20 protein-coding genes and 2 riboswitches are annotated in these 23,736 nt (G+C 56.3%); of the genes, 12 read left to right on the top strand and 8 right to left on the bottom strand.

All coding sequences use genetic code 11. From position 1 onward, the window contains the following. The first annotated feature begins 293 nt into the window (after positions 1-293). A riboswitch (cyclic di-AMP (ydaO/yuaA leader) is annotated at positions 294-487 on the top strand. A 90-nt stretch (positions 488-577) separates the two neighbouring features. Genes ACFSKT_RS13845 through ACFSKT_RS13835 form a run of 3 tightly spaced genes read left to right on the top strand, consistent with a single transcriptional unit; the run spans position 578 to position 3,886 of the window. Further along, positions 578-1,930 carry a TrkH family potassium uptake protein gene (locus tag ACFSKT_RS13845; protein WP_377721583.1) on the top strand — a complete coding sequence of 451 codons (1,353 nt, stop codon included), beginning with the start codon at positions 578-580 and terminating at the stop codon, positions 1,928-1,930. A gap of 13 nt (positions 1,931-1,943) precedes the next feature. Beyond that, a complete protein-coding gene (locus tag ACFSKT_RS13840) occupies positions 1,944-2,606 on the top strand; it encodes a potassium channel family protein (protein WP_377721582.1) in 663 nt (220 codons plus the stop codon). A 35-nt stretch (positions 2,607-2,641) separates the two neighbouring features. After that, positions 2,642-3,886, top strand: coding sequence for a cation:proton antiporter (locus ACFSKT_RS13835; protein ID WP_377721581.1), 1,245 nt, complete (start codon positions 2,642-2,644; stop codon positions 3,884-3,886). Between the two features lie 86 nt (positions 3,887-3,972). Here ACFSKT_RS13835 and ACFSKT_RS13830 read toward each other — a convergent pair whose 3' ends face one another. After that, positions 3,973-4,866 carry a LysR family transcriptional regulator gene (locus ACFSKT_RS13830; protein ID WP_377721580.1) on the bottom strand — a complete coding sequence of 298 codons (894 nt, stop codon included), beginning with the start codon at positions 4,864-4,866 and terminating at the stop codon, positions 3,973-3,975. A gap of 400 nt (positions 4,867-5,266) precedes the next feature. On the opposite strand from ACFSKT_RS13830, the gene ACFSKT_RS13825 reads away from it, so the two are divergent. The 3 genes from ACFSKT_RS13825 to sdhB are packed head-to-tail and all read left to right on the top strand — an operon-like array spanning position 5,267 to position 8,508. Further along, entirely contained in the window at positions 5,267-5,941 is a 675-nt protein-coding gene (locus ACFSKT_RS13825; RefSeq protein WP_377721579.1) for a succinate dehydrogenase cytochrome b558 subunit, read from the top strand. A 25-nt stretch (positions 5,942-5,966) separates the two neighbouring features. Further along, positions 5,967-7,715, top strand: a complete 1,749-nt coding sequence (gene sdhA / locus ACFSKT_RS13820; protein WP_377721578.1) for a succinate dehydrogenase flavoprotein subunit — start codon at positions 5,967-5,969, stop codon at positions 7,713-7,715. A gap of 28 nt (positions 7,716-7,743) precedes the next feature. Further along, positions 7,744-8,508 carry a succinate dehydrogenase iron-sulfur subunit gene (gene sdhB, locus ACFSKT_RS13815; protein ID WP_377721577.1) on the top strand — a complete coding sequence of 255 codons (765 nt, stop codon included), beginning with the start codon at positions 7,744-7,746 and terminating at the stop codon, positions 8,506-8,508. A 250-nt stretch (positions 8,509-8,758) separates the two neighbouring features. On the opposite strand, the gene ACFSKT_RS13810 is transcribed toward sdhB, so the two are convergent. After that, a complete protein-coding gene (locus ACFSKT_RS13810; RefSeq protein WP_377721576.1) occupies positions 8,759-9,067 on the bottom strand; it encodes a winged helix-turn-helix transcriptional regulator in 309 nt (102 codons plus the stop codon). Positions 9,068-9,380: 313 nt separating this feature from the next. Between ACFSKT_RS13810 and ACFSKT_RS13805 the strand changes: the two genes are divergently transcribed. Beyond that, a complete protein-coding gene (locus ACFSKT_RS13805) occupies positions 9,381-10,205 on the top strand; it encodes a DUF695 domain-containing protein (protein WP_377721980.1) in 825 nt (274 codons plus the stop codon). A gap of 20 nt (positions 10,206-10,225) precedes the next feature. Here the strand turns inward: ACFSKT_RS13805 and ACFSKT_RS13800 are convergent, their stop codons facing one another. The 4 genes from ACFSKT_RS13800 to ACFSKT_RS13785 form a co-directional block, all read right to left on the bottom strand. Continuing rightward, the gene (locus ACFSKT_RS13800) at positions 10,226-11,131 is read right to left on the bottom strand and encodes an EamA family transporter (RefSeq protein WP_377721575.1); all 906 of its coding nucleotides are present in this window, start codon (positions 11,129-11,131) and stop codon (positions 10,226-10,228) included. A gap of 17 nt (positions 11,132-11,148) precedes the next feature. Beyond that, a complete protein-coding gene (locus ACFSKT_RS13795) occupies positions 11,149-12,084 on the bottom strand; it encodes a cation diffusion facilitator family transporter (protein ID WP_377721574.1) in 936 nt (311 codons plus the stop codon). A gap of 160 nt (positions 12,085-12,244) precedes the next feature. Beyond that, entirely contained in the window at positions 12,245-13,057 is an 813-nt protein-coding gene (locus ACFSKT_RS13790) for a histidinol-phosphatase (protein WP_377721979.1), read from the bottom strand. Positions 13,058-13,524: 467 nt separating this feature from the next. Further along, complete coding sequence (locus ACFSKT_RS13785) at positions 13,525-14,427, bottom strand: LysR family transcriptional regulator (protein ID WP_148931936.1); 903 nt, start codon at positions 14,425-14,427, stop codon at positions 13,525-13,527. Positions 14,428-14,678: 251 nt separating this feature from the next. Here ACFSKT_RS13785 and ACFSKT_RS13780 point away from each other — a divergent pair, with 251 nt between their 5' ends. Continuing rightward, a complete protein-coding gene (locus ACFSKT_RS13780; protein ID WP_377721573.1) occupies positions 14,679-15,950 on the top strand; it encodes an MFS transporter in 1,272 nt (423 codons plus the stop codon). A 119-nt stretch (positions 15,951-16,069) separates the two neighbouring features. Here the strand turns inward: ACFSKT_RS13780 and corA are convergent, their stop codons facing one another. Then, complete coding sequence (corA, locus tag ACFSKT_RS13775; RefSeq protein ID WP_377721572.1) at positions 16,070-17,005, bottom strand: magnesium/cobalt transporter CorA; 936 nt, start codon at positions 17,003-17,005, stop codon at positions 16,070-16,072. Between the two features lie 471 nt (positions 17,006-17,476). Further along, positions 17,477-17,584, top strand: a riboswitch (SAM riboswitch). A 133-nt stretch (positions 17,585-17,717) separates the two neighbouring features. Here corA and metA point away from each other — a divergent pair. The 4 genes from metA (at position 17,718) to mqnC (ending at position 22,513) form a co-directional block, all read left to right on the top strand. Further along, positions 17,718-18,635 (top strand): homoserine O-acetyltransferase MetA, encoded by a 918-nt coding sequence (metA, locus tag ACFSKT_RS13770; protein WP_377721571.1) that lies wholly within the window; start codon positions 17,718-17,720, stop codon positions 18,633-18,635. A gap of 95 nt (positions 18,636-18,730) precedes the next feature. Beyond that, complete coding sequence (locus tag ACFSKT_RS13765; RefSeq protein WP_377721570.1) at positions 18,731-19,891, top strand: PLP-dependent transferase; 1,161 nt, start codon at positions 18,731-18,733, stop codon at positions 19,889-19,891. Positions 19,892-19,897: 6 nt separating this feature from the next. Beyond that, positions 19,898-21,085, top strand: a complete 1,188-nt coding sequence (locus tag ACFSKT_RS13760) for a MalY/PatB family protein (protein ID WP_377721569.1) — start codon at positions 19,898-19,900, stop codon at positions 21,083-21,085. A 288-nt stretch (positions 21,086-21,373) separates the two neighbouring features. After that, a complete protein-coding gene (gene mqnC / locus ACFSKT_RS13755; RefSeq protein ID WP_377721568.1) occupies positions 21,374-22,513 on the top strand; it encodes a cyclic dehypoxanthinyl futalosine synthase in 1,140 nt (379 codons plus the stop codon). A gap of 86 nt (positions 22,514-22,599) precedes the next feature. Here the strand turns inward: mqnC and ACFSKT_RS13750 are convergent, their stop codons facing one another. Continuing rightward, entirely contained in the window at positions 22,600-23,718 is a 1,119-nt protein-coding gene (locus ACFSKT_RS13750) for a GGDEF domain-containing protein (protein ID WP_377721567.1), read from the bottom strand. Positions 23,719-23,736 lie beyond the last annotated feature (18 nt).

Here is a 23,736-nt window from a genome sequence, read left to right as displayed (position 1 = left end):
ATTCCCAATCTCCGGATTGGGTACGCAAACCAATCAGCTCTGGCTGAATGCTGCATTCCCAATCTCCGGATTGGGTACGCAAACCAATCAGCCTTACTTGTACCCTATCATAAGTAAGCGCTAAATTGTCAGTTAATACATTAAAAAAGAAATGCGCGCGAGATAATTGGCCGATAATGCAACAACGGGGACGATTTCTCGTACGCCCGTACGTATTTTGCCGCATTTCGGTTCAATATCTGCGTGTACGGTGCTTGGTGTTTTTGACAGGCGGACTTATAATGAGTAGCAATTGAAGATTACAGCCGAATTTCGTATGAAAACGGGGGAACCATAACGCTGTCTGACAGTGCGCGCTTCGCGGCCTGCTTGCAGATGGCATGGGGTGAATTTCGCGACAGGACCGCTAGGTCCAAAGAAGCGAATAGGGCTGCCTTTCCAGGCCCGAATCCGTCAGCTAACCTCGTAGGCTTATTTGGAATGGGACCGACGGCGCAAGCATTGGGGATCCAGTGCTTTTTTTTGTGCCCAAAAACGGGTAAACGATCTTATATCCTAAAAAAGGTAAGGTGCCGGAATGGCCGATTATTTCAAGATCTCCAAGTGGTCGCCGCCGCGTGTTCTCGTGACCGGGTTCGGGCTCATTATTCTGCTGGGCGGCTTTCTGCTCACGCTGCCCTTCGCCTCGCGGGACGGGACGTATACGCCGTTCATCGACGCGGTGTTCACCGCTACCTCGGCGACGTGCGTAACCGGTCTCGTCACGGTCGACACGGGCAGCCACTGGTCCATCGCCGGTCAGATTATTATCGTGGCGCTCATCCAGGTCGGCGGCCTCGGGTTCATGACGATGGCGACGCTGTTCGCGATCGTGCTGCGGAAGCGGATATCGCTCAAGGAACGGCTCATTCTGCAGGAAGCGATGAATCAGAGCAGCATGGAGGGGATCGTAAGGCTTATCCGCAAAGTGATTTTCTACTCACTGGCGATCGAGCTGATCGGGGCAACGCTGTTCGCGTTTCGCTGGTCGTTCGATATGCCGCTTGGTCAAGCCATCTACTTCGGCGTCTGGCACGGCATCTCCATGTTCAATAACGCCGGCTTCGACCTGTTCGGGCAGTTCGGCACCCCCTATGTCAGTTTTACGGGCTACGTGGACGACCCGATCGTAAATATGACCGCCATGCTGCTGATTATCTTGGGCGGTATCGGATTTATCGTCATGTCGGATGTTATAGAGTATAAGCAGCGCAGGCGTCTATCCCTCCACAGTAAAGTGGTGCTGTCGATGTCCGGCGCCTTGCTGGCCATTGGCGCGATCGTCATCTTTATCTTCGAGTTCACCAACCAGAAGACGCTGGGGTCCTTAAGTTGGGACGGCAAAATTTGGGCCGCGATGTTCCAATCCGTCTCGCCGCGCACGGCTGGCCCGAACACGGTCGATCTGGCGGCGCTCCGGCAGGCGTCGCAATTCTTTATCGTGCTGCTCATGTTCATCGGCGCATCGCCGGGCTCAACCGGGGGCGGTATCAAGACGACGACGTTCACCACCCTCGTCGCCGCCGTTATCGCCATGATCCGGGGCAAAGAAGACATCGTCCTCTTTAATATGAGGCTGGCCCGCGATCGCGTGCTCAAGGCGCTGACGATTACGGTGCTGTCGCTGGCGCTCGTCCTCGCGGTCACGATGGTGCTGTCGACGACAGAGGATCAGGCATTTCTCAAAATTTTATTCGAGACGACCTCCGCCTTCGGCACCGTCGGTTTGTCGCTCGGCGTAACGCCCGAGCTGACGTTGATCGGCAAAATATTAATCAGTCTCACGATGTTCGCCGGCCGGCTTGGCCCGCTCACGCTCGCTTACGCGGTCGGTCCGCGCGCGGAGAAAGAGCTGTACAGATACCCGGAAGGGAAAATTACGATAGGTTAGGGGAAACCATGAAATGAAGAAAAATCAGTTTGTCATCATTGGTCTGGGACGTTTCGGCTCGAGCTTGGCCAAGGAGCTGGTCAAATTGGGGTACGAGGTGCTCGGCGTCGACAAGGACGAGGAGGCGGTGCAGGATCTAAGCCAAATCCTCACGCATGCCGTCGTGGCGGAAGCAACCGACGAAGACGTGCTTCGCTCGATCGGCGTGCGCAACTTCGACTGCGGGGTCGTGGCGATCGGCGACGATATCCAGGCGAGCATCCTGACGACGATTCTACTCAAGGATCTGGGCGTCAAGAAGGTGGTTGGCAAGGCGATGACCGAGCTGCACGGCCGCGTGCTGGAGAAAATCGGCGTCGACCGCGTCGTCTATCCGGAGCGGGACATGGGCATTCGCGTCGCGCATCAGCTCGTATCGCCGAATTTGCTCGACTATATCGAGCTGTCTAAGGACTACACGATCGCCGAACTGGCGGTTCCCAAGTGCCTGAACGGCAAATCGCTGCAGGAGCTTAATCCGCGCGGACGCTTCGGCTGCAGCATCGTGGCGATCAACAAGCCGCAGGGGGTCATCATTGCGCCCGTCGCATCCGAGGTGCTCGCCGAGAAGGACGTCATGGTCATTATCGGCACGAACGAGGGCATTGAGCAGTTCGAGGACACCATTATCCGATAGGGCGGTTGACCAGCGGATAAGGACGGTGAGTATACATGGAAAATAGTACGACCGAAACGATACACCATTTGCTAATTCTGCTGCTTATTATCATAGGCGCGGGGATGATGGCAGGCATTATCGCGAAGAAGCTTCGGCTTCCGGATGTGGCGCTGTTCATCGGCGTGGGCATGCTGCTTGGACAAGGGTTGGACTGGATCCACGAGTCCAGCGCTTCGCTTACGAACCAGCTGATTCTGTCGGTCGGCTCGGCCATCATTTTGTTCGACGGCGGCCGCAACATCCGGCTGCGCGGATTGAAGAAGGTTGGCTGGACGGTCGGTCTGCTCAGCGTGCCGGGCGTGCTGATCACGGTAGCGATCGTCGGGGCAGCCATCCGTTATTTGTTCGACATCGATTGGATGTACGCGCTGCTGGCCGCAGCGATCATCGCCTCGACCGATCCGGCTTCCATCATCCCGGTATTCCGGCAGGTGCGCATCCGCGAGCGCGTGCGCGAGACGGTCGAGAGCGAATCCGCATTCAACGACGCGACGGGGTCTATCGTCACCTTCGCGCTGCTCGGCGCGATAACGGCCGGCAGCGAGCTTGCGGCCGGTACGTTGATTTGGGATTTCGTCCGAACGGCCGTGGGCGGCATTCTCGTCGGCCTTGTGGTGTCGTTCGTTATCGTCTACTTTGTCGCGCATCTGCGCTACGGCTTCTTTCGGGATTTCGCCACCATCGCGATGATCGGGACGGCGCTTGCGGCCTATTTGATCGGCGATCTCCTCCACGTCAGCGGGTTCATGGCGACGTTCGTGGCCGGGCTCATATGGGGGAACTCCGCGCAGTTCGGTTTGTCGTTGAAGGAGAAGGAAGCGGAGATGTCCCATTTCACGGACAATATTACGGTGCTGCTGCGCATGCTTATTTTCATCTTGCTCGGCAGCCAGGTGGACTTCTCGCTCTTGGCCGAGTATTGGTGGCAAAGTCTTCTCGCCGTTATCGTCCTGATGCTGATCGCAAGGCCGGCGACGGTGTTCGCGTCCGCGCTGCCGGACCGCGTCTCCAAGTGGTCGCTGCGCGAGATGCTCTTCATAGTATGGGTGCGCGAGACCGGGGTCATTCCAGCCGCATTGTCGGGGATGATCGCGGGCATGGGCGTCCAGCATGCCGATATTATCGCGTCCGTCACCTTCATGGCGATTATGCTGACGATTTTGCTGCAGGCGAGCACCACCGGCTGGATGGCCAAGAAGCTCGGGATGGATTTAGACGTTGAAATTGGCAAACAATAAAGGACAGGGCCCCCGATGGGGCCGCTGTCCTTTTGCGGTTTAGACGCAGGAGGTTGTTGGCGACAATGAAAATGCGGCCCTAGCCGTCAAGAGCCTTTGTACAGCTTGGAAATTTCGTCGATCCATTGCCGCAGCAGCGGCGTCATGCTCTCGGTGCCGGCGTGGATGAGCGAGGTGGTTCGTTTGGTCTCCTCGAGCTCCGCGATCGACGCGACGACGAGGTCGTTGTCGGTGAGCAGCTGCGGACGCAGATACGACTTGGGCAGCAGCGTGCAGGCCCGGCACGTATGAAGCAGACGAAGGATCGCCTCGAACGAATCGATCTCCATGCGGACATCCGGCAGCAAATCATACTTGTCGAACAGCTCGTCCGTCAGGATGCGGTACCATGTGCCCTTCGAGAATAAAATCATCGGCATGCCGTTCAGGTTCTGGATTTCGGGCTTGCCCTTCTCGATCATGAAGTGATTGCGGGGCAGCACGAGCTCCAGGTGATCGTCGAATAGCGGCACGCACGTCAACGACGCGTCATCGATGCGGGAGGCGACGATCCCGATGTCGGCCCGGCGTTCGCGGACGAGCGTGACGATTTCGTGCGTTTTGCCCGTGATCGCCTTAATGTCGAGCTCCGGGTTGCGCAGCGTGAGCGCCCAGATCATATCCGGCAGCGTCGTCTGCAGCGTCGTCAGGCTGGCGCCGATCGTCATGGTGCTGCGCCCAACGTCCTTGTAATCGGCGACCATCTGCATGAAGCGCAAATGCTGCTGCCTTGTCTCGACCGCATACTCGTACGTCAGCTGGCCGATGCGCGTAAGCTCCAGCCGTTTGCCGACGCGTCGGAACAGCTCGACGCCCAGCTGTTCTTCGAGCTTGGCGATTTTGCGCGAGAGCGCGGGCTGCGACAGATTGAGCAGCGCCGACGCCTTATTCATGCTCGACTGATCGACGACCGCGGCAAACATGTTCAGTTCTTCCAGCAAGGCAACTCGTCCTTTCGCGGAGCGGGTAATGGGGTGGAAGGGCTACTAGCCGAATGCTGCCGCTCCTGCCGGAGCCGGCAATCCAATCGACTTACTTAGTCGAATGCTGCCGCTCCTACCGGAGCCGGCAATCCAATCAGCTTACTGAGTCGAATGCTGCCGCTCCTACCGGAGCCGGCAAACCAATCGACTTATGCAAATTAGTTATAACTTTTAATGAAAAATACGCAATACCATTATAAGTGTAAAAAGAGTATGATGTGAAGTGTGAATAAACTGTGTCAACTCTTAATTGACGCTGTTTAGGGCGGGAGTTACAATAAATGTTGGTGTTTTTTGGCGAAATGTAGCGAAAATCGAAAAAAGAAGCTCAAAGTCGTGAAAGGAGAACGCAAAAGTTATGAATGATCGAAACTCTTATTTCTCGCGCAAGCTTCACTCCCTGCTCGGAGTGATCCCGCTCGGCTTGTTCATCGTTGAACACATGCTGACGAACTTCTCGGCATACGAGGGCGGGCCCGAAGGATTCAAGGACAGCGTCGCCTTTTTGAACGGCTTGCCGCTCGTGTTCTTCCTTGAGCTGTTCGGCATCTGGCTACCGCTGTTGTTCCACGGCGTGTACGGCCTGTACGTCGCGTACCAATCCAACCTGAATACGGGCCGCTTCCAATATGGCCGCAACTGGGCGTTTACGATGCAGCGCATTACCGGCGTCATCACGTTTATTTTCGTGGTTTGGCACTTGTACCAGACTCGCTATCAAGTCATGGTCGGCAACGTCACCCATGAAGAGCTTGGCGGTGTCATGCACGACGTCGCGAATTCGTCGTTCTATCTGGTTCTCTACATTATTGGCGTTATCGCGGCGACGTTCCACTTCAGCAACGGCATGTGGGCATTCCTCGTCAGCTGGGGCATCACAATCGGCCCGCGCGCGCAGCGCATCTCCTCCTACATTTGGATGGGCGTATTCGTGATCTGCAGCGTCATGTTCCTGATGTCGCTGTTCGCTTTCCGCGGCGATGAGTTTAAAGAAGCGGCTTCCACAGCGCTGGCATGGGCGAATCTCGTTTAGGCTTTAGGACAAGGAGCGAATTGAAATGGCTAAAAGAAAAGTAATCGTCATCGGCGGCGGCCTTGCCGGTCTGATGGCTACGATAAAAGCTGCCGAAGCGGGCGTGCACGTCGATTTGTTCTCGCTTGTGCCGGTAAAGCGTTCTCATTCCGTTTGCGCACAAGGCGGCATCAACGGCGCGGTTAATACGAAGGGCGAAGGCGACTCCCCATGGGAGCACTTCGACGATACGGTATACGGCGGCGACTTCCTCGCGAACCAACCGCCGGTTAAGGCGATGTGCGAAGCGGCGCCGGGCATTATCCACTTGATGGACCGGATGGGCGTTATGTTCAACCGGACGCCGGAAGGCTTGCTGGACTTCCGGCGTTTCGGCGGCACGCAGTATCACCGCACGGCGTTCGCGGGCGCGACGACGGGCCAACAGCTGCTGTACGCGCTGGACGAGCAGGTTCGCCGCTGGGAGACCGCAGGTCTCGTTACCAAGTACGAGCATTGGGAGTTCCTCGGCGCAGTGCTCGACGACGACGGCGTATGCCGCGGCGTATCCGCACAGGATTTGCGCTCGATGGAAATCCACACGGTATCGGCCGATGCGGTCATCCTCGCTTCCGGTGGTCCTGGCATCATTTTCGGCAAAACGACGAACTCCGTTATCAACACGGGTACAGCAGCGAGCGCGGTCTATCAGCAGGGCGTTCATTACGCGAACGGCGAGTTCATCCAGATTCACCCGACGGCTATCCCAGGCGACGACAAGAACCGTCTCATGAGCGAATCCGCGCGCGGCGAAGGCGGCCGGATCTGGACGTACAAGGACGGCAAGCCATGGTACTTCCTCGAAGAGAAGTATCCGGCTTACGGCAACCTGGTTCCGCGGGATATCGCAACCCGCGAGATTTTCTCGGTCTGCGTGGACGAGAAGCTCGGCATCAACGGCGAGAACATGGTCTACCTCGATCTGTCGCATAAAGATCCGAAGGAGCTGGACGTCAAGCTCGGCGGCATCATCGAAATTTACGAGAAATTCACGGGCGACGACCCGCGGAAGATCCCGATGAAGATCTTCCCTGCGGTTCACTATTCGATGGGCGGCATGTGGGTCGACTATAACCAAATGACCAACATTCCGGGCCTGTTCGCCTGCGGCGAATGCGAATACCAATATCACGGCGCGAACCGTCTGGGCGCGAACTCGCTCCTCTCCGCGATCTACGGCGGCATGATTACCGGTCCGAAAGCGGTTGAATATATCAAAGGCTTGAAGAAATCGGCTGACGACATCTCCTCGACGGTATTCGACCGCGAGAAGAAGCGCCAAGTCGACAAGCATAACAGCATTATCAAGATGAACGGCACCGAGAACGCGTACGTGATTCAGAAAGAGCTCGGCGAGTGGATGACGAACAACATGACCGTCGTTCGGTTCAACAAGAAGCTCGAAGAGACGCTCGGCAAAATCAAAGAACTGAAGCAGCGTTACACCAACATTAACATCAACGACGTGTCCAACTGGAACAACTCCGGCGTGGCGTTTACGCGCCAGCTGTGGAACATGCTGGAGCTGGCCGACGCGATGACGCTCAGCGCCCTGCTGCGCAACGAGAGCCGCGGCGCTCACTACAAGCCGGAGTTCCCGGACCGCAATGACGATGAGTTCTTGAAGACGACCAAGGCGACGTGGACGCCGGAAGGACCGAAAATCTCGTACGAAGACGTTGACGTTTCGCTGATCAAGCCGCGCAAACGCGACTACTCGAAGGATAAATCCTAGCAGCAAGTGAAGAAAGGAGAGTATGATCATGGCTGAAACGACTACGGCACAAAAATCAGTCAAGTTTATTATCGAACGCCAGGATGCGCCGGATAAGCCGTCCTATACGGAAGAGTTCGAAATTCCATACCGCCCGAATATGAACGTGATCGGCGCACTGATGGAGATTCAGCGGAATCCGAAGAAGAGCGACGGCTCGGCGACGGCTCCGGTATGCTGGGAATCGAACTGCCTAGAGGAAGTGTGCGGCGCTTGCTCGATGGTGATCAACGGCAAGCCTCGCCAGGCATGCAGCGCGCTGATCGACCAGCTGCAGCAGCCGATTCGCCTGCAGCCGATGCGTACGTTCCCGGTCGTGCGCGACCTGGTCATCAACCGCGAGCGCATGTTCAATGCGCTGAAGAAGGTCAAGGCATGGATCCCGATCGACGGCACATACGATCTCGGTCCTGGCCCGCGCATGGCGGAGACAAAGCGTCAATGGGCTTACGAGCTGTCCAAATGCATGACGTGCGGCGTCTGCTTGGAATCGTGCCCGAACGTGAATGATCGCAACAGCTTCATCGGTCCGGCAGCAATCTCGCAGGTGCGCCTGTTCAATGCGCATCCGACGGGCGAGATGAACCAAGAAGAGCGTCTCGACGCGCTTATGACCGACGGCGGCATCGAGGGCTGCGGCAACTCGCAGAACTGCGTGCGTTCTTGCCCGAAAGGCATTCCGCTTACGACGTCGATCGCGGCGATCAACAAAGACACGACCAAGCATATGTTCAAAAAATGGCTCGGCATTTAAATAGAGCTTTTGAAAGCGACTTCCATTTGGAGGTCGCTTTTTTCACATTTACACAACGCATTGCAGAATCCGTGATTGTGGGCGGTTGGCAACATAATGGGAGTTATTTACGTTAAGTAGATGAGGGAATAAGAAGCAAGACGATCGCAGGTTGGGGGAGTAAGGAAAGTGGTCGGGCTTTATGTAGGGGAAGGCGCAGGTTGCCGAAGGCGATGAAAATTAAAAAACTGCCGTTCGTGTGACGGCAGTTTCAACACCAGGTTTCGCCCCAATCCTGGATCGATTGGATAACGGGCTCCAGCCCGCGGCCTTTCTCGGTTAATTCGTATTCAATGCGCACAGGCATCTCGGGATACACATTACGCTTGACCAGCTGACAAGCCTCCAGTTCCTTCATCCGATCGGTCAGCATTTTGTCGCTCATCTCGGGGATTTGCTCTTTAATTTCCTTGAAGCGCTTAGGGCCTCCGAGCAAGACGCGGATAATCATGCCCGTCCATTTCTTGCCGAGCAGCTCGGCAGCGCTTTCGTATTTTGGGCACATTTTCGAATAGTCCATTCGTATCACCTCTTTGTAGGTACCTTCATTGTAGCACATTGCCATTTTAAAAGGGAGAGGGTATGCTTAATATCTGCAATAACTCGAGAAATTATATATACTAAATAATGATAAGCGAAACGATAATTAGTCAAGCAATTTGGGGTAAAAAGATTATACGCTTGGGCCCGTCGATTCGTCTTCTGGAAGATATTCGCACGGCTCGAATGTCGAATTTCTTACTAAAGCATTAGTATAACGGCTGCCGTAAACGTTATAATGATAGATATACTAGATATCGGTCTTAAATCTATGAGGACATGGGGTGGACATCATGACGGACGAATGGGGATTTTATGAGCGGCTGACAGAATCGGAGCAAATGCGGATTCTCGTAAACATCGGCTATAAGTCCGAAATGCCGCTTGCAGAATATAGCGACCTGTTGTCCGTGACCTTGAATTTATACACGGTAAGACAGACGACGCAGACGAAGAAAGCGCTGATCGTCCAGCTCGAGCTGTTCGAATCGAAACTCGAGAAGTGGGCTTCCGGCATGTTCAACGCCAAGTATGTCGGCCGGATCAACACGTCGACACGTTTGGAGTTTTACTACTATGTGCCCAAAGGGGTTTTCTCCGCGGACGCCTTCCAGGAATGGATGCAGCGGGAGTGGACGTTCCGGGCGCAGCAGTACGTGAAGGATGACGCAGGATGGGAGTTTTACGGTTTCCTGCTGCCGAATCGACTGGAAGAGCTGTTCGTGCATAACGCGCACATGATCTACGCGCTGCTTCATAAAGGGGATAATATCGGACAGCCACGCAACGTCTACCATTGGCTGCTGTTCGCGCAAGCGGAGGACCGGACGGCCGTCGAGCCGACGCTTCGCCAATTAGGCTATCGGATCGAGAAGGAGCGTCCGGGCGAGCCGGATGCCGGCTACCCGTTCCCGCTCGTCATCAGCCGCTTCGACGACGTCAAGCTCGATACGGTGAACGAGCGGGTACGGGAGTTGTACGGCGTCATCTCCGACTATGATAGCCGATACGACGGCTGGGGCTCGACGATGCGCATTTCGTCGACGGGCCGCTTCCGCCAGAACGTAAAACGACTGCTGAATACGACGCTCCGAAGATTCCATCCGGGGCGCAGATAGACGCCTGCAGGGCGCCATGGTTACAGCCTGATGCAAATCAAGCCTGCGAACAAGCAGGCGAAGGCGAGCCATTGGCGCCCTGTTAGCCGTTCCCGGTAAAGCACGATCGAGCCGATCGCCACGATAAGGCTGTTGGAGGCGAAGATCGGCCCTGCGATGTTGGCTTGTCCGGTTTGCAGCGACAAGGTGTACAGCTGAAGTCCGCCATATGAGAACAAGCCGGCGGCAAGCCCAAGCCGGTAGCCGATCCGAGGCGCACGGAAGGCACGGGTTAGCTCTTGGCCGGCATCCGGACGAATCGGCCCTGCGCCGTGAATCGCCCGTCGCTCCCGCAGCGCGGGAACGCCGAACCACGCGATCGACAGCGCATAAGCGACGAATAATACCGAAGCTCCGGACAAGGCCAGCTCCTCCGTCACCTTCAGCCCGCCGTTGCGAATCGCGAACAACGCGACGCTGACGCCCACATAATAGAACCAACGGCGGCTCCGGATGCTCGCATGATCCTGAATCCGAATCGAAATCAAGAGAACGGCGAGCAAGAGCAAGAGGACGCCCAGCAGCTCGGTCATTGCGAAAGGCTCATGATAGACGAACGTGCCGAGCAGCACGACGAGCACGATATTCATGTTCGTCAGCGGCGAAGTGAGACTAGCGGGCCCACATCCGAGCGCCTTCATGAACAAGGCATTGCCCAGCGCGGAGCCGGCTCCGATCAGCACGCCCGCGCACCAGACGCGCCAATCGGCGAGCGAGTCGGCAAGCGTGCCCTCGGCGATGGCATGGATGCCGAAGCCGACCGTGCCGGACACGTAAAGGCCCAGCAGCAGGTAAGCCGATGAGCCGCCCCGCATTTGGGACACCTTCATCCACCACCCGGCCAGGCCGAACAGCAGCGCGCTGAGCACCGCTTCCGTAAACCACATGAGGATGACAACTCCTTCTACGATTGCTGCGACCGCTGCAGGAAGCGCCGGCCGTATTCGCCGTGCGGATGAAGCCGCGCGTGCTCGGTCTGAATCGTCGCGTGCTCGATGCCGTAGCGCTCGCGCAGCGCTTCATGGATCGCGAGGATGACGCAGTACGGCTGGATCTCCTCGCGGACGAATACATGCGCGGTCAGCGAATAATGGTCGGTGGAGATCGCCCACAGATGCATCTCGTGGACATCCTCGACGCCCTCGATTTCCATCAGCGATGCCCGCATTTCGTCCAAATTAAACTTCTCCGGCACGGCTTCCATCAGAATCGAATACGCTTCCCGCATGATGCGCCAGCCGCCGGCGAAAATAATCCCGCCGATAACGATGCTGATCAGCGGATCGACGAACAGCCAGCCCGTGAACAAAATGATGACGGCCGAGACGATAACGCCGATCGAGCTGAGCAAATCGCCGATGAAATGCCACAGCGCGCTCTGTACGTTCAAGTTCGGCTCCGCCTTGACGCTGCGGCTCAGGATGACGGTTAGGACGACGTTGACGATGAGCCCGATCGAGGCGATCGCGAGCATGAGCGGAAAATCGATCGCTTGCGGATGGAGGAAACGGCGGATGCCGGCGATGAAGATACCGGCCGCGATGACCGTCAGCGCCAACCCGTTCAGGAACGAGGCGAGAATCTCGAAGCGCAAATAACCGAACGTGTACTTCGCGTTCGGTTCCCTGCGTGCAAAATAAATGGCCGTCATGCTAAGGCTGAGCGCAATGACGTCCGACACCATATGCGCGGAGTCCGAGAGCAGCGCAAGCGAATTGCTGAGCAGACCGCCGACGATCTCTACGATTGTAAAAAACAAAGTGAGGATAAGCGTTGTCCATAACGACCGCCTGGAAACCGCCTGGTGTTTCACATGCCCAAGATGATGGTAGTCGTACATGGCCATCCGCTCCTTTATTTGTTACACAAATGAAATAGTTCTGTTACCGTCCCTTCATACAAAGGGGCTATTATAATAAACAAGACCCCCTTTTAATAATATATGGTTTGGGACCTGCAGCGTGCAGGTCCATTTTTTTTGCCCTGTCGCAGGCCGTCCCTTACGGGATCGGCACGACGACCGGCTGCTTTTGCTTGTAGTACACCCATTCTTTGAAGCCGATTTCCTTCAGCCGCTGCTGCACGAGCTCCCACTCGTCGCCTACGCGGGATGGCTTGTGCGCGTCGGAGCCGAAGGTAACCGGGACGCCGTAGAAACGCGCGCGCTCCAGAATGGCGTCGGACGGATACCATCCGCCGCATTCCTTCGTGCTGCCGGACGTGTTGATTTCGATGGCGACGTTGTAGCCGGCGATCGCCTGCAGCGTCTCGTCGATCGCTTCGTTCGCCGGGATATGGGAGAAGGCCGGGAAATAACCTTTCATGGCATCGATATGGCCGAGGATCTGGAACGCGCCGCTCGCTGCCGATTGGCGGATCAAGTCGTAGTAATGGGCTTTCTCCTCGATTTGTTTCGTTTGCGTGACGCCTTTCCACCGGTTGCGGTTGAAAATGCTGATGCCGCGCGTCTGATGCACCGAGCCGATGATGTAATCGAACGGATGCTTGTCGTACATGCTGCGGTACAGCTCGATATGTTCCGGATAGAAGTCCGACTCGATGCCGAGCAGGACGTCGATTTTGCCTTCGTATTTGGCTTTGAGGCGCAGTACTTCATTTATGTAATTCTCGAAATCGCTCTTCGCCATGGCGATGCCAGGCTGCGGCTGATCTTCTTCGCTCGCGAAGTACGGAGAGTGATCGGAGATGCCGATCGCGGTCAGCCCCGCTTCGATACCCGCCTGGATGTATTCCTCGATGTTGCCGTCGGCATGGCCGCATCTGAAATGGTGCGTATGCATATCGAATTTGATGGTCGTCATGGTTTCTACCTCCTATGGTGGGGGAGCAAAAGGGCGCTATGCAGGACAGGATGTCCCTTCGATTGCTGTTGTTCCCGGATTCCTTTGCTTGGCATGTCGAGTTGAGAATCCGTGAACAAAGGCAAACGCTGACGCTTCTACGGGATCATTCTTCCTGCTTCGCTGTTTTGCTCTTGGTTTGTAAGCAGGACAATCGCGCACCTTGTTTGCGCGATTTCGATTTTTAAAGACATCGTAGCCGCCACGCGGCTCCAAAACAATGTTTCTCGTCACAATGCTGCCCGTTGCTACCGCAACGTTCAAGCCAATGTTTCTCTAGCACAATGCTGCCCGTTGCTACCGCAACGTTCAAGCCAATGCTGCCTAGCACAATGCTGCCCGTTGCTACCGCAACGTTCAATCCAATGTTTCTCTAGCACAATGCTGCCCGTTGCTACCGCAACGTTCAAGCCAATGTGCTATTCACTACTAATAAACTGCGCCTCCGGCATGCCCTTGAGGTCGCTGAGAAACTGGTGCATCGCCGAGTTGAGATATCGCCCCGACTTGTAGATGACGCCGACGGGGTGGAACATTTCGAGCTCGGCGACTTTGATCATCTTCAGGGTGCCGAGCTTGACTTCGTTGGCGACGGCGAGTTTGGACACGACGGCCGCGCCGAGGTTGAGCTCCGCCATCCGCTTCACTTCCTCGCTGCTCGATAGTTCCATGACGACGTTCGGCTGGATATTGTACCGCCGGAAGATCTGGTCGATGAACTTCCGGCCGAGCGCGTCGGGCGAGAGCATGATCATCGGAATATCCTTGAGCGATTCGACGGTGGTATGGGTCAGTCCGCTCATCGGATGATTCGGCGCGACGACAAGCTCATACGTATCATAGTACAAAATAGAGGATTCAATGTTAGGATTGCGTTCGGACAAATAATTAATGCCGATATCGACCGTTCCGTTCTCGACGGCGGTCGTCACTTGCGAAGAAGGCATGGATTGAATGGTGGTTTTGATAAGCGGGAACTGATCCTGAAAATACGACAGGACGCGCGGTAAAATCTGAATAGCGATCGACGTCGTTGTTCCGAGCACGATATGCCCCTGCGGATTCTGGTTAAGATCCGACAGCCTGGATTTCATCTCCTCGACGATCGCGAGAATCTTCTCGGCGTGCTCCAGAAAAACTTGCCCGCGGTCGGTCAGCGTGACCGGCTGGTTGCGGTCGATCAGCACGGTGCCGAACTCGTCCTCCAGGCTTTTGATCTGGGCAGATACGGCAGGCTGAGTCAGGTTGAGCAGCTCGCCGGCTTTCCGAAAACTCATCGTTTTCGAAATCGTCTGCAGCGTTTCCAGTTGGCTAATGTTCACGGAATCCCTCCTTTGTCGATTAAACTTTTTTATCACCGTATACCTCTATTATAAAGGAACATGCCATTATGGGCAAAACCGGAAAATAGCCTCTTTCTGAAGATTTGCTGAAAGCGCGCCGGGGGCAGGCAGCCAGGCATGATTTCTTTACAGGAACTTTAGGAGGAAATATCCGGTATATGTCGAAAGGTTGGCTAGCGCGGTAAAACCCGACGATGATTTGCCCGATCTTCTTAGAGGAGGACTAACACGTGAACCATAAATCGATCAGGAGCTGGCTGATGTACGACTGGGCGAATTCCGCGTTTGCCACGACGATGCTGGCGGCGGTCATGCCCATCTATTACAAGAGCGTAGCGGGCAAAGGGCTCGAAGGTAATATGGCGGAAAATTATTGGGGGTATACGCAGTCGGTCGGCATGCTGCTGGTGGCGGTGCTTTCGCCGGTGCTGGGCGCGATCGCGGATGCTTCCGGCTCGAAGGTGAAGTTCCTGGCCGTCTTCGCGTTCATGGGGGCGCTGGCCAGTTCCGGCATGGCGCTGGCGGGCGAGGGCGCTTGGCTGCTTGCCTCGATTCTCGTTATTCTGGGCACCCTCGGCTTCTCGGGGGGCAATACGTTCTACGACGGGCTGTTGACCGATATCGCCAGACCGGAGGAGCGTTCGGCGATCAGCTCGAGGGGCTATGCGATCGGCTATTTAGGCGGCGGCGTGCTGCTCGCGGTGAACGTCGCGATGATCATGGGGCACGGCATGTTCGGCCTCCCGGATGAGACGACCGGCATGCGCGCGGCGTTCCTGACGGTGGGCCTATGGTGGCTGCTCTTCTCCATTCCGCTCTTCCGCAACGTGAAGGAGCGTCCGAGACCCCGTGTGCAGGGGGGGATCGGCACCCATGTCCGGACCGGCTTCAGCCGAATCGCCCATACGTTCAAGACGGCGCGGCGCTATCCGGAGCTGTTGAAGTATATGGTTGCCTATTGGTTCTTTAACGATGGCATCAACACGATCATTACGATGGCGACGATTTATGGGGCCGGCATCGGGATTGGCACGAGCCACCTGATCATCGCGCTGCTCATCACGCAGTTCGTGGGCTATCCTTGTACGCTGCTCTTCATTCCGATCGCCCGTCGGATCGGCGACAAGCGCGCGCTCTATCTGTCGCTCTCGATCTACTTGGTCATCGTCGTGCTCGGCTACTTCATGACGAGCGCGCTACACTTCTACATCCTGGCGTTTATGGTCGGTCTCGTACAGGGCGGCAGCCAGGCGATTTCGCGCTCGCTGTACGCGAACTTGACGCCGCCTTCGCGGTCGGCGGAGTTTTTCGGCTTCTTGAGCCTGTCGAGCAAGTTCTCGTCCGTGGCCGGTCCGCTGATCTTCGCGGTCGTCGGCACGATCACCGGCTCCAGCCGCATCGCGATCGTCTCGGTCGCGGCGTTCTTCATCATCGGCATGCTGCTGCTGCGCTTCGTCGATCTGGAGAAGGGCGCGCGAGAGGCGCTGGCGGGCGAAGCTTGATACGAACGTTCAAGACCGCGACCAACGCACGCAAAAAATCCGGCTTCGCGCTTTTCCGATTTGATCGGAATGGCGCAAGCCGGATTTTTGTTTGATGGACGCAGAGGCGATCCGTCGTTTCAGAGCCAATCTTTCTTTTTGAACAAATAGAACATGCCGAGTCCCAGCGATACCATGATGGATAACAAGATATAGGAACCCCCGTGGACGTCCGCGCCCGGCAAATAATCGAAGTTCATCCCGTAGACGCCCGTGAGGAACGTCAGCGGCATGAAGATCACCGTAATCGCGGTGAAGACGCGCATGATTTCGTTCGCCCGGTTGGATAGGCTGGACTGGTACGCTTCTCGTAAGTTGCCCATCAGATCGCGATACGTCTCGAATGTCTCGGTGATTTTCACGGCGTTCTCGTAGATGTCGCCGAAATACTTTTGCAGCTGATCGTCGACGAGCCGCAGATCCTTCTTGTTCAGCGTGCCGATCACGTCGCGCTGCGGGCCGAGCATCTTCTTCAGCCACAGAATTTCGCTTCGCAGACCGATGATTTCGTTCAGGTGCGATTTCTTCGTATGCATGAGAATATCTTCCTCGAGCGATTCGATCCGGTTCTCGATCCGGTCGCCGACGGCGAAGTAGTTATCGACGACGATATCGACCAGATGATAGAGGAAACGGTCGGGACGCGTCACTTCTTCCTCCCATAGAATCGGCTTCAGGACGCGCAGCTCGTGGATCTTCTGTTTCGTCACCGTCAAGATAAAATGCCGCCCGAGAAAAATATTGAGCGCGCGCAGGAAAATTTCTTCGTCGTCGAAACGGATGCTGTTAATAACGATAAAATAATGCCCTTCGTAAATCTCGATCTTCGGACGCTGATCCTCTTCGCTGAGGCAGTCCTCGACGGCGAGGTCGTGCAGTGCGAACAGCGGCTGCAGGATGGCCAAATCTTCGGTGTCCGCGTCGATCCAATAGAAGCCTTCGGCCGGCGCGACGAGGGTCGTATTAATATCTTCAATCGGCGTAAATACGCCTTGTGTGACATGTCGGATCTTCATTCGTGCTCTCTCCCTTCATCCATGTTGCTTTCGTTCCCGGATGCCGGATCTCGAAGAGAGCCCGCCTTATACTTCCACGCCATGCTTCAGGTCCAAACCGTCTATGAAAAACTAGGCGGCGCTGAGCGAACATAGTTGGAGCCTTGAGCGGACCGCTTACTTCGGTTCCGGTCGTTCACGCGGTTGCCCGCAGGCCTCGGGTCGCCTTCCATATTCGTCAACACCCCTTTGTCGTCGTCTTTGAAAATGAGCCTTATTTTGCGCATAATCCTTGTCTAGTATACTCTGCCCGCGACATTCCATACAAGCGTTAAAAAGGCGAGCAAACGGCTCTTCCTGTACGATATGCGGCGGCTTATTTTCGGTTCGCGGCAGGGTCGTGTTTTTGCATAAATCCCGCTTGACGGCAATAGACGTTTGCATTAAAGTAAAGCTTGTAATTGCGAAACGTACAATTAAATACGTATAGCTTTCTTATCAAGAGCAGGCGGAGGGACTAGCCCGATGAAGCCCGGCAACCGGCCAAGAGCACGGTGCTAATTCTTGCGGAGACTTATTTAGGTTTCTGGGAGATGAGAGGCGCATGAGTGTACCCATTATGCCCCTTCTTTTTTCCGAGGAGGGGCTTTTTGCCTTATCATGTTCCCGGTATCCCCTCACCCGCACCCTTCATGACATTCGCAAGAGTCTTAATTTCAAAGGAGTGATCGAGATGCCAATCAAAGTACCGGACAATCTGCCAGCCAAAGAAATTTTAGCGCGCGAGAACATCTTCGTGATGGACGAAAGCGTCGCCTACCATCAGGACATTCGCCCGCTGCGAATCGCGATTTTGAACCTGATGCCGACGAAGGAAACGACCGAGACCCAGCTGCTGCGCCTGATCGGCAACACGCCGCTTCAGGTGGAGGCGGTACTGCTCCATCCGAAAACGCACACGTCCAAGAACACGTCCAGCGAGCACCTGGAATCGTTCTACAAGACGTTCGACGATATTAAGCACGAATACTACGACGGTTTGATCATCACGGGCGCGCCCGTCGAGCAGATGCCGTTCGAGGACGTGAATTATTGGGAAGAATTGAAGGATATCATGGACTGGAGCGCGACCCGCGTGACGTCCACGCTTCATATCTGTTGGGCGTCCCAAGCGGGACTTTACCACCATTACGGCGTGCCGAAGTACAATTTGGACGAGAAGATTTTCGGCGTTTACCCGCACACGCTCCATAAGCGCAACGTGCCGTTGACGCGCGGGTTCGACGAGTTGTTCTTCGTGCCGCAGTCGCGCCATACGGAGGTGCGCGCCGAAGATATCGAGGGCATCGAGGAATTGGAGATCCTCTCCACCTCCGAAGAAGCGGGCGTGTATCTCGTCGCCTCCAGGGACGGCAAGCAGGTATTCGTGACCGGTCACTCGGAATACGATCCGCAGACGCTGAAGTGGGAGTATGACCGCGACAAGGCCAAGGGCCTTGCGATCGGCGTGCCGAAGAATTATTTTCCGAAAGACGATCCGACGCTCGCGCCGCTCTCCAGCTGGCGGGCGCATGCGAATTTGTTGTTCTCCAACTGGCTGAACTATTACGTCTATCAGCAAACGCCGTACGAACTCGGAGCAGGCATCTAAACGTATTCCCCGCCCAGACAGCTAGATGAAACACCGATGAAGGGGCAGCCGCGCTCGTATTCCATCCGAACCCCAACCAAAGGAGCCCGATACCTATGAAAATTGAAAGCCGTTTAGCCCAAATCGGATCGGTTCAAGAGCCGGTCACCGGATCCGTCAGCTACCCGATCTACCTGGCCACCGCCTTCCGTCATCCGAAGCTTGGAGAGAGCACGGGATTCGATTATGCCCGGACGACGAACCCGACCCGCAAGGTGCTTGAAGAAGCGGCGGCCGAGCTCGAATCCGGCGACCGCGGATTCGCCTGCAGTTCCGGCATGGCCGCGCTCCAAACGGTATTCTCGCTGTTCGGGCAGGGCGATCATTTGATCGTGTCCCTGGATCTCTACGGCGGCACGTACCGACTGCTGGAGCGGATCATGAGCCGGTTCGGCGTGACTGCCTCTTATGTGGATACGAACGATCTCGACGGCATCGCGCAGCTTTGTACGCCGAACACGAAGGCGGTACTGATCGAGACGCCGACCAACCCGCTCATGATGATCACGGATATCGAGCGCGTCAGCGCGTGGGCGAAGTCCAAGGGGCTGCTCACGATCGTCGACAACACGCTGCTGACGCCGTTCTTCCAACGGCCGCTTGAGCTGGGCGCGGACATCGTCGTGCACAGCGCGACGAAGTATTTGGGCGGCCATAATGACGTGCTGGCCGGCTTGATCGTGACGAAGGGCCAGGCGCTGTCCGATCAGATGGCGTTCCTGCACAACTCGATCGGCGCCGTGCTCGGCGCGCAGGATTCCTGGCTGCTCATGCGCGGCATGAAGACGCTCGCGCTGCGGATGGAGCGCCATCAGGCGAACGCGACGGCGGTGGCCGAGTGGCTGCTGACGCACGAGGCGATCGACGAGGTGTATTACCCGGCGCTTGCGCATCACCCGGGTCACGATATCCAGTCCCGCCAATCGTCGGGCAATACGGGCATTTTCTCCTTCCGTCTGAAGGATGCCCGCTATGTCGAGCCGATTCTGCGTCACATCAAGCTGATCGCGTTCGCGGAGAGCCTCGGCGGCTGCGAATCGCTCATGACCTACCCGGCTGTGCAGACGCACGCGGACATTCCGGAAGAAATCCGCCGTCAGATCGGCGTCGACGACCGTCTGCTTCGCTTCTCCGTCGGCATTGAGCACACGGACGACATTATCGCCGACCTCGGCCAGGCGCTGGAAGCCGCGAAGCGCGAGATCGGGGAGGCGTAAGCAGCAATGGCGCACCAGTACGATTTCGACCGCAGAATTGACCGGACGGGCAAAGGCACGTACAAGTGGGACCAATCGGAGAAGCTGTTCGGGCGCAAGGATATTCTGCCGCTATGGGTGGCGGATATGGATTTCGAGCCGCCGAAGGAAGTCGTGGAGGCCATCGTGGAACGGGCGCAGGAGGGGATCTACGGCTATACCATTCGCACCGAAGCGTACTACGAAGCGATTGCGGGATGGATGTCCCGCCGGCATGGCTGGGATGTGGCGCACGAGTGGATTACGTCGAGCCCGGGCGTCGTGCCGGCGCTCAGCCTGATCGTCATGGCGTTCACCGAGCCGGGAGACGGCGTTATCCTGCAATCCCCGGTCTACTATCCATTCTATGATGTCATTAAGATGAACGGCCGCAAGGTGCTCGACAACGCATTGATCTTGAAGGAGGAGCGCTTCGAGATCGACTTCGACCTGCTGGAAGAGCAGGCGAAGGAAGCGAAGCTGATGCTGCTCTGCTCGCCGCACAATCCGGGCGGCCGCGTCTGGACGCGAGAAGAGCTGACGCGCATCGGCGAGATCTGTCTGAAGCACGGCGTCCTGATCGTGGCCGACGAGATTCATCACGACCTCGTCTTCTCCGGGCATAAGCACACGGCGTTCGCGTCGATCTCCGAGGCGTTCGCGCAGCAATCCTTCACTTGCGTGGCGACGAGCAAGACGTTCAATCTTGCCGGTCTGCAAGCGGCGTCCGTCATCATTCCGAACGCCGAGCTTCGCCGGAAGTATAACTTCCTGCTCAAGACGCTGTCGATCCATATGGAGAGCTTCTTCGGCCAGACGGCCGTCGTGGCGGCGTATAACCATGGCGACGAATGGTTGGATCAGCTGCTCGTTTATCTCGAGGGCAACCGCGATTTCCTAATCGAATACGTCGCCCGCGAGATACCGCAGGTGAAGCCGATGAAGCCGGAAGGCACCTACATGGTATGGCTGGACTGCCGCGCGATATCCGAGAAGCCGCAGGAGCTGAAGCAGCTCATGTTCGAGCGGGCCGGCGTCGCGTTCAGCGAGGGCTCGGTATTCGGCGCTCAAGGGCAGGGCTACCTGCGCGTGAATCTGGCTTGTCCGCGCTCGCTGCTGGCCGAGGCGCTGGACAAGTTCGCGCAAGCCGTACGCGAGACGGTAGCCGCGAAGTAGTCTTGGTCTTGTCTTCAACTGCCAAGCGGAGGTTTCTCGAATGACAGCGACTTTTGTAGGCTCGTTTCCACCGCTTAATAAGTTACTGAATAAAGGAAACGAGTCTACAACGGGAGCGTCATCGAGAAACCGGAGCCCCCAAGGGGAGCGTCATCGAGAAACCGGAGCCCCTATCCGCCATTGTTGCCTTTTTGTCCAAGGTGACTGTGGCGGGCTTTTTGTGTTACGATGGATAGGAAGGTTAAGGAGCGAGCGCGAGCTCGAACGGAAGAGGAGGGTCCCTACCAGATGAATCAAGTGGACCGTATTTTACAACAAGCGCTGAACGGTCAGCGTCTCATGCAAGAGGACATCATTACGCTTTTCGAATCCGACGAGATCGAGAAAATGGGGCATGCTGCCAATCAAATCATGATTCGCAAGCATCCCGAACCGATCACCACGTTCGTCGTGGGGCGGAACATTAACTATACGAACGTCTGCGACGTCTACTGCCGCTTCTGCGCGTTCTACCGCGCGCCGGGCAACGCCGAAGGGTATGTCCTTTCCGACGAGACGATTTTGCAGAAAATCCAGGAGACCATCAACGTCGGCGGCACGGAGATTTTGATGCAGGGCGGGACGAACCCGAACCTGCCGTTCCAATATTATGTGGACATTCTGCGCAAAATCAAACAGCATTTCCCGAATATTACGATGCACTCCTTCTCGCCGGCTGAGATTCACAAAATGAAGGAAGTCTCGAACGGTTTGTCGCTGGAGGAGGTCATCCGCCAAATCCATGAGGCCGGACTTGATTCGCTGCCGGGCGGGGGCGCCGAGATTCTTGACGATCGGACACGCCGCAAGATCAGCCGTCTGAAGGGCTCCTGGACCGACTGGATGGACGTCATGAAGATCGCCCACCGCATTGGCATGAACACGACCGCGACGATGGTCATCGGCTTCGGTGAATCGATGGAGGAGCGGGCGCTTCACCTGCTTCGCGTGCGCGACGCGCAGGACGAGTGCATCGCGAATGGCTACGACTCCAAAGGTTTCCTGGCCTTCATTCCGTGGACGTTCCAGCCGGACAACACGAATATGAAGCGCGAGAAGGCGACGCCGGAGGAATACCTCAAGACGCTGGCGATCAGCCGGTTGACGCTCGATAATATCGACAACTTCCAGTCGTCGTGGGTCACGATGGGACCGGAGATCGGCAAGCTGACGCTCAGCTACGGCTGCAATGATTTTGGCTCGACGATGATTGAAGAGAACGTCGTCTCCGCCGCGGGCACAACGCACAAGGTCAACATAAGCTCGACGCTGGACATTATCCGCGAAGCGGGCAAAATTCCGGCGCAGCGCAACACGCGCTATGAGATTTTGCGCGTATTCGACGACGTCAACGCGAAGATCGAGAACGATTTCGTGATGCAGAACTAAACGAATCAGGGCCTTCGGACCTCGAAAGAATTAAAAAAGCTGCACGTTCCGCGATTGCGGACGTGCAGCTTTTGCTTTTCACTTCATCAAGCGAGCTGGCTGGCTTGTGTCGTTTCTTTCGACGGGACGACCGTCCTGTTCTTGCCGGTATGCTTGGCTTCGTACAGCGCTTCGTCGACGAGATGGAAGAAGTGCTCCTTCCCTTCATTACGGGCGTAGTCACCGATGCCGATGCTGACGGTGACGGAACGGCCGCCAAGCTGTTCGTGCGGCAAGCGGGAGACGTGGTTGCGAATGCTCTCCACCGCTTCGTACGCTTCCTCGAACGTAATGTCCGTGAACAACACCGCGAATTCCTCGCCGCCGTAGCGGGCCACGAATGCATTGGCGTTGACGTTCGCGCGAATCGTCTCCGCGACGCGAGTCAGCACGGCATCGCCGGCCCGATGGCCGTATGTATCGTTGATTTGCTTGAAGTTATCGATGTCGATGAGCGCCAGCTGTACGGACACTTCATTGCACTCGTGCTGTTCGATCAGCCGTTCGAAAAACTCGTGGAACGTGATGTGATTATACAGATCGGTCAAGGCGTCGGTCTTCGACAGCTTGTCCATCCAGACGTTCTTTACCATAAGATCCCGATTCGATTCGAAGTACGTCTGCAAATTCGTCATCAACTCGCGTCCGCGCATGAGGATGCCGCCGGCAATCAGCGTGAAGAGCAGGAACATGATGCTGATCGTCGTCAAGCTGACGGCCGTCAAGTAAGCGTTCATCGCCGGCATCACTGCATAGAGCACATATAGCGTGGTGATCGTGACGCAGAAGGCGAACACGAGCTTCCGCATGTGGAAGTAGAAGATGGACACCATGACGGGCAGGAAAAGCGCCAGCAGCAGGTAGTTGATGGAATCGTGTATGTAGACGATCGCCGCCGATAACATAGCGGACGTAATAATCATGATGTAGTCCTGATATTTGCCCCGGAGCAGCTTGATCCCGGACTCGGCCGAAAGTAGGATCCCCAGCAGGATAATTGTGGGTCTAACGATGTATTCGGTGATGAAAGTGGTTCTGGCTACCTCAGCCACCGTTAGCAAATACAGGCATTCCAAGAAGAACGTAATGATCAATATGGACCAGAACCCGTTGAGGAGCATGCGGTTCCAACGTGCCCGGTTATAATCCAGGTTCTCATAATTCATTGGATTCACTCCAGCAAT

The sequence above is a fragment of the Paenibacillus xanthanilyticus genome, assembly GCF_042682185.1.
In the GTDB taxonomy this organism is placed as follows: domain Bacteria; phylum Bacillota; class Bacilli; order Paenibacillales; family Paenibacillaceae; genus Paenibacillus_Z; species Paenibacillus_Z xanthanilyticus.
Note: the sequence above shows the minus strand (reverse complement) of the source record. Positions and strands in the feature narration are given on the sequence as shown.

What these genes read in the sequence shown, in the direction of transcription:
- ACFSKT_RS13845 (WP_377721583.1), top strand. Translation starts at nt 578, where the DNA reads ATGGCCGATTATTTCAAGATCTCCAAGTGGTCGCCGCCGCGTGTTCTC.
- ACFSKT_RS13840 (WP_377721582.1), top strand. Translation starts at nt 1,944, where the DNA reads ATGAAGAAAAATCAGTTTGTCATCATTGGTCTGGGACGTTTCGGCTCG.
- ACFSKT_RS13835 (WP_377721581.1), top strand. Translation starts at nt 2,642, where the DNA reads ATGGAAAATAGTACGACCGAAACGATACACCATTTGCTAATTCTGCTG.
- ACFSKT_RS13825 (WP_377721579.1), top strand. Translation starts at nt 5,267, where the DNA reads ATGAATGATCGAAACTCTTATTTCTCGCGCAAGCTTCACTCCCTGCTC.
- sdhA (WP_377721578.1), top strand. Translation starts at nt 5,967, where the DNA reads ATGGCTAAAAGAAAAGTAATCGTCATCGGCGGCGGCCTTGCCGGTCTG.
- sdhB (WP_377721577.1), top strand. Translation starts at nt 7,744, where the DNA reads ATGGCTGAAACGACTACGGCACAAAAATCAGTCAAGTTTATTATCGAA.
- ACFSKT_RS13810 (WP_377721576.1), bottom strand. Translation starts at nt 9,067, where the DNA reads ATGGACTATTCGAAAATGTGCCCAAAATACGAAAGCGCTGCCGAGCTG.
- ACFSKT_RS13805 (WP_377721980.1), top strand. Translation starts at nt 9,381, where the DNA reads ATGACGGACGAATGGGGATTTTATGAGCGGCTGACAGAATCGGAGCAA.
- ACFSKT_RS13800 (WP_377721575.1), bottom strand. Translation starts at nt 11,131, where the DNA reads ATGTGGTTTACGGAAGCGGTGCTCAGCGCGCTGCTGTTCGGCCTGGCC.
- ACFSKT_RS13795 (WP_377721574.1), bottom strand. Translation starts at nt 12,084, where the DNA reads ATGTACGACTACCATCATCTTGGGCATGTGAAACACCAGGCGGTTTCC.
- corA (WP_377721572.1), bottom strand. Translation starts at nt 17,005, where the DNA reads ATGAAGATCCGACATGTCACACAAGGCGTATTTACGCCGATTGAAGAT.
- metA (WP_377721571.1), top strand. Translation starts at nt 17,718, where the DNA reads ATGCCAATCAAAGTACCGGACAATCTGCCAGCCAAAGAAATTTTAGCG.
- ACFSKT_RS13765 (WP_377721570.1), top strand. Translation starts at nt 18,731, where the DNA reads ATGAAAATTGAAAGCCGTTTAGCCCAAATCGGATCGGTTCAAGAGCCG.
- ACFSKT_RS13760 (WP_377721569.1), top strand. Translation starts at nt 19,898, where the DNA reads ATGGCGCACCAGTACGATTTCGACCGCAGAATTGACCGGACGGGCAAA.
- mqnC (WP_377721568.1), top strand. Translation starts at nt 21,374, where the DNA reads ATGAATCAAGTGGACCGTATTTTACAACAAGCGCTGAACGGTCAGCGT.
- ACFSKT_RS13750 (WP_377721567.1), bottom strand. Translation starts at nt 23,718, where the DNA reads ATGAATTATGAGAACCTGGATTATAACCGGGCACGTTGGAACCGCATG.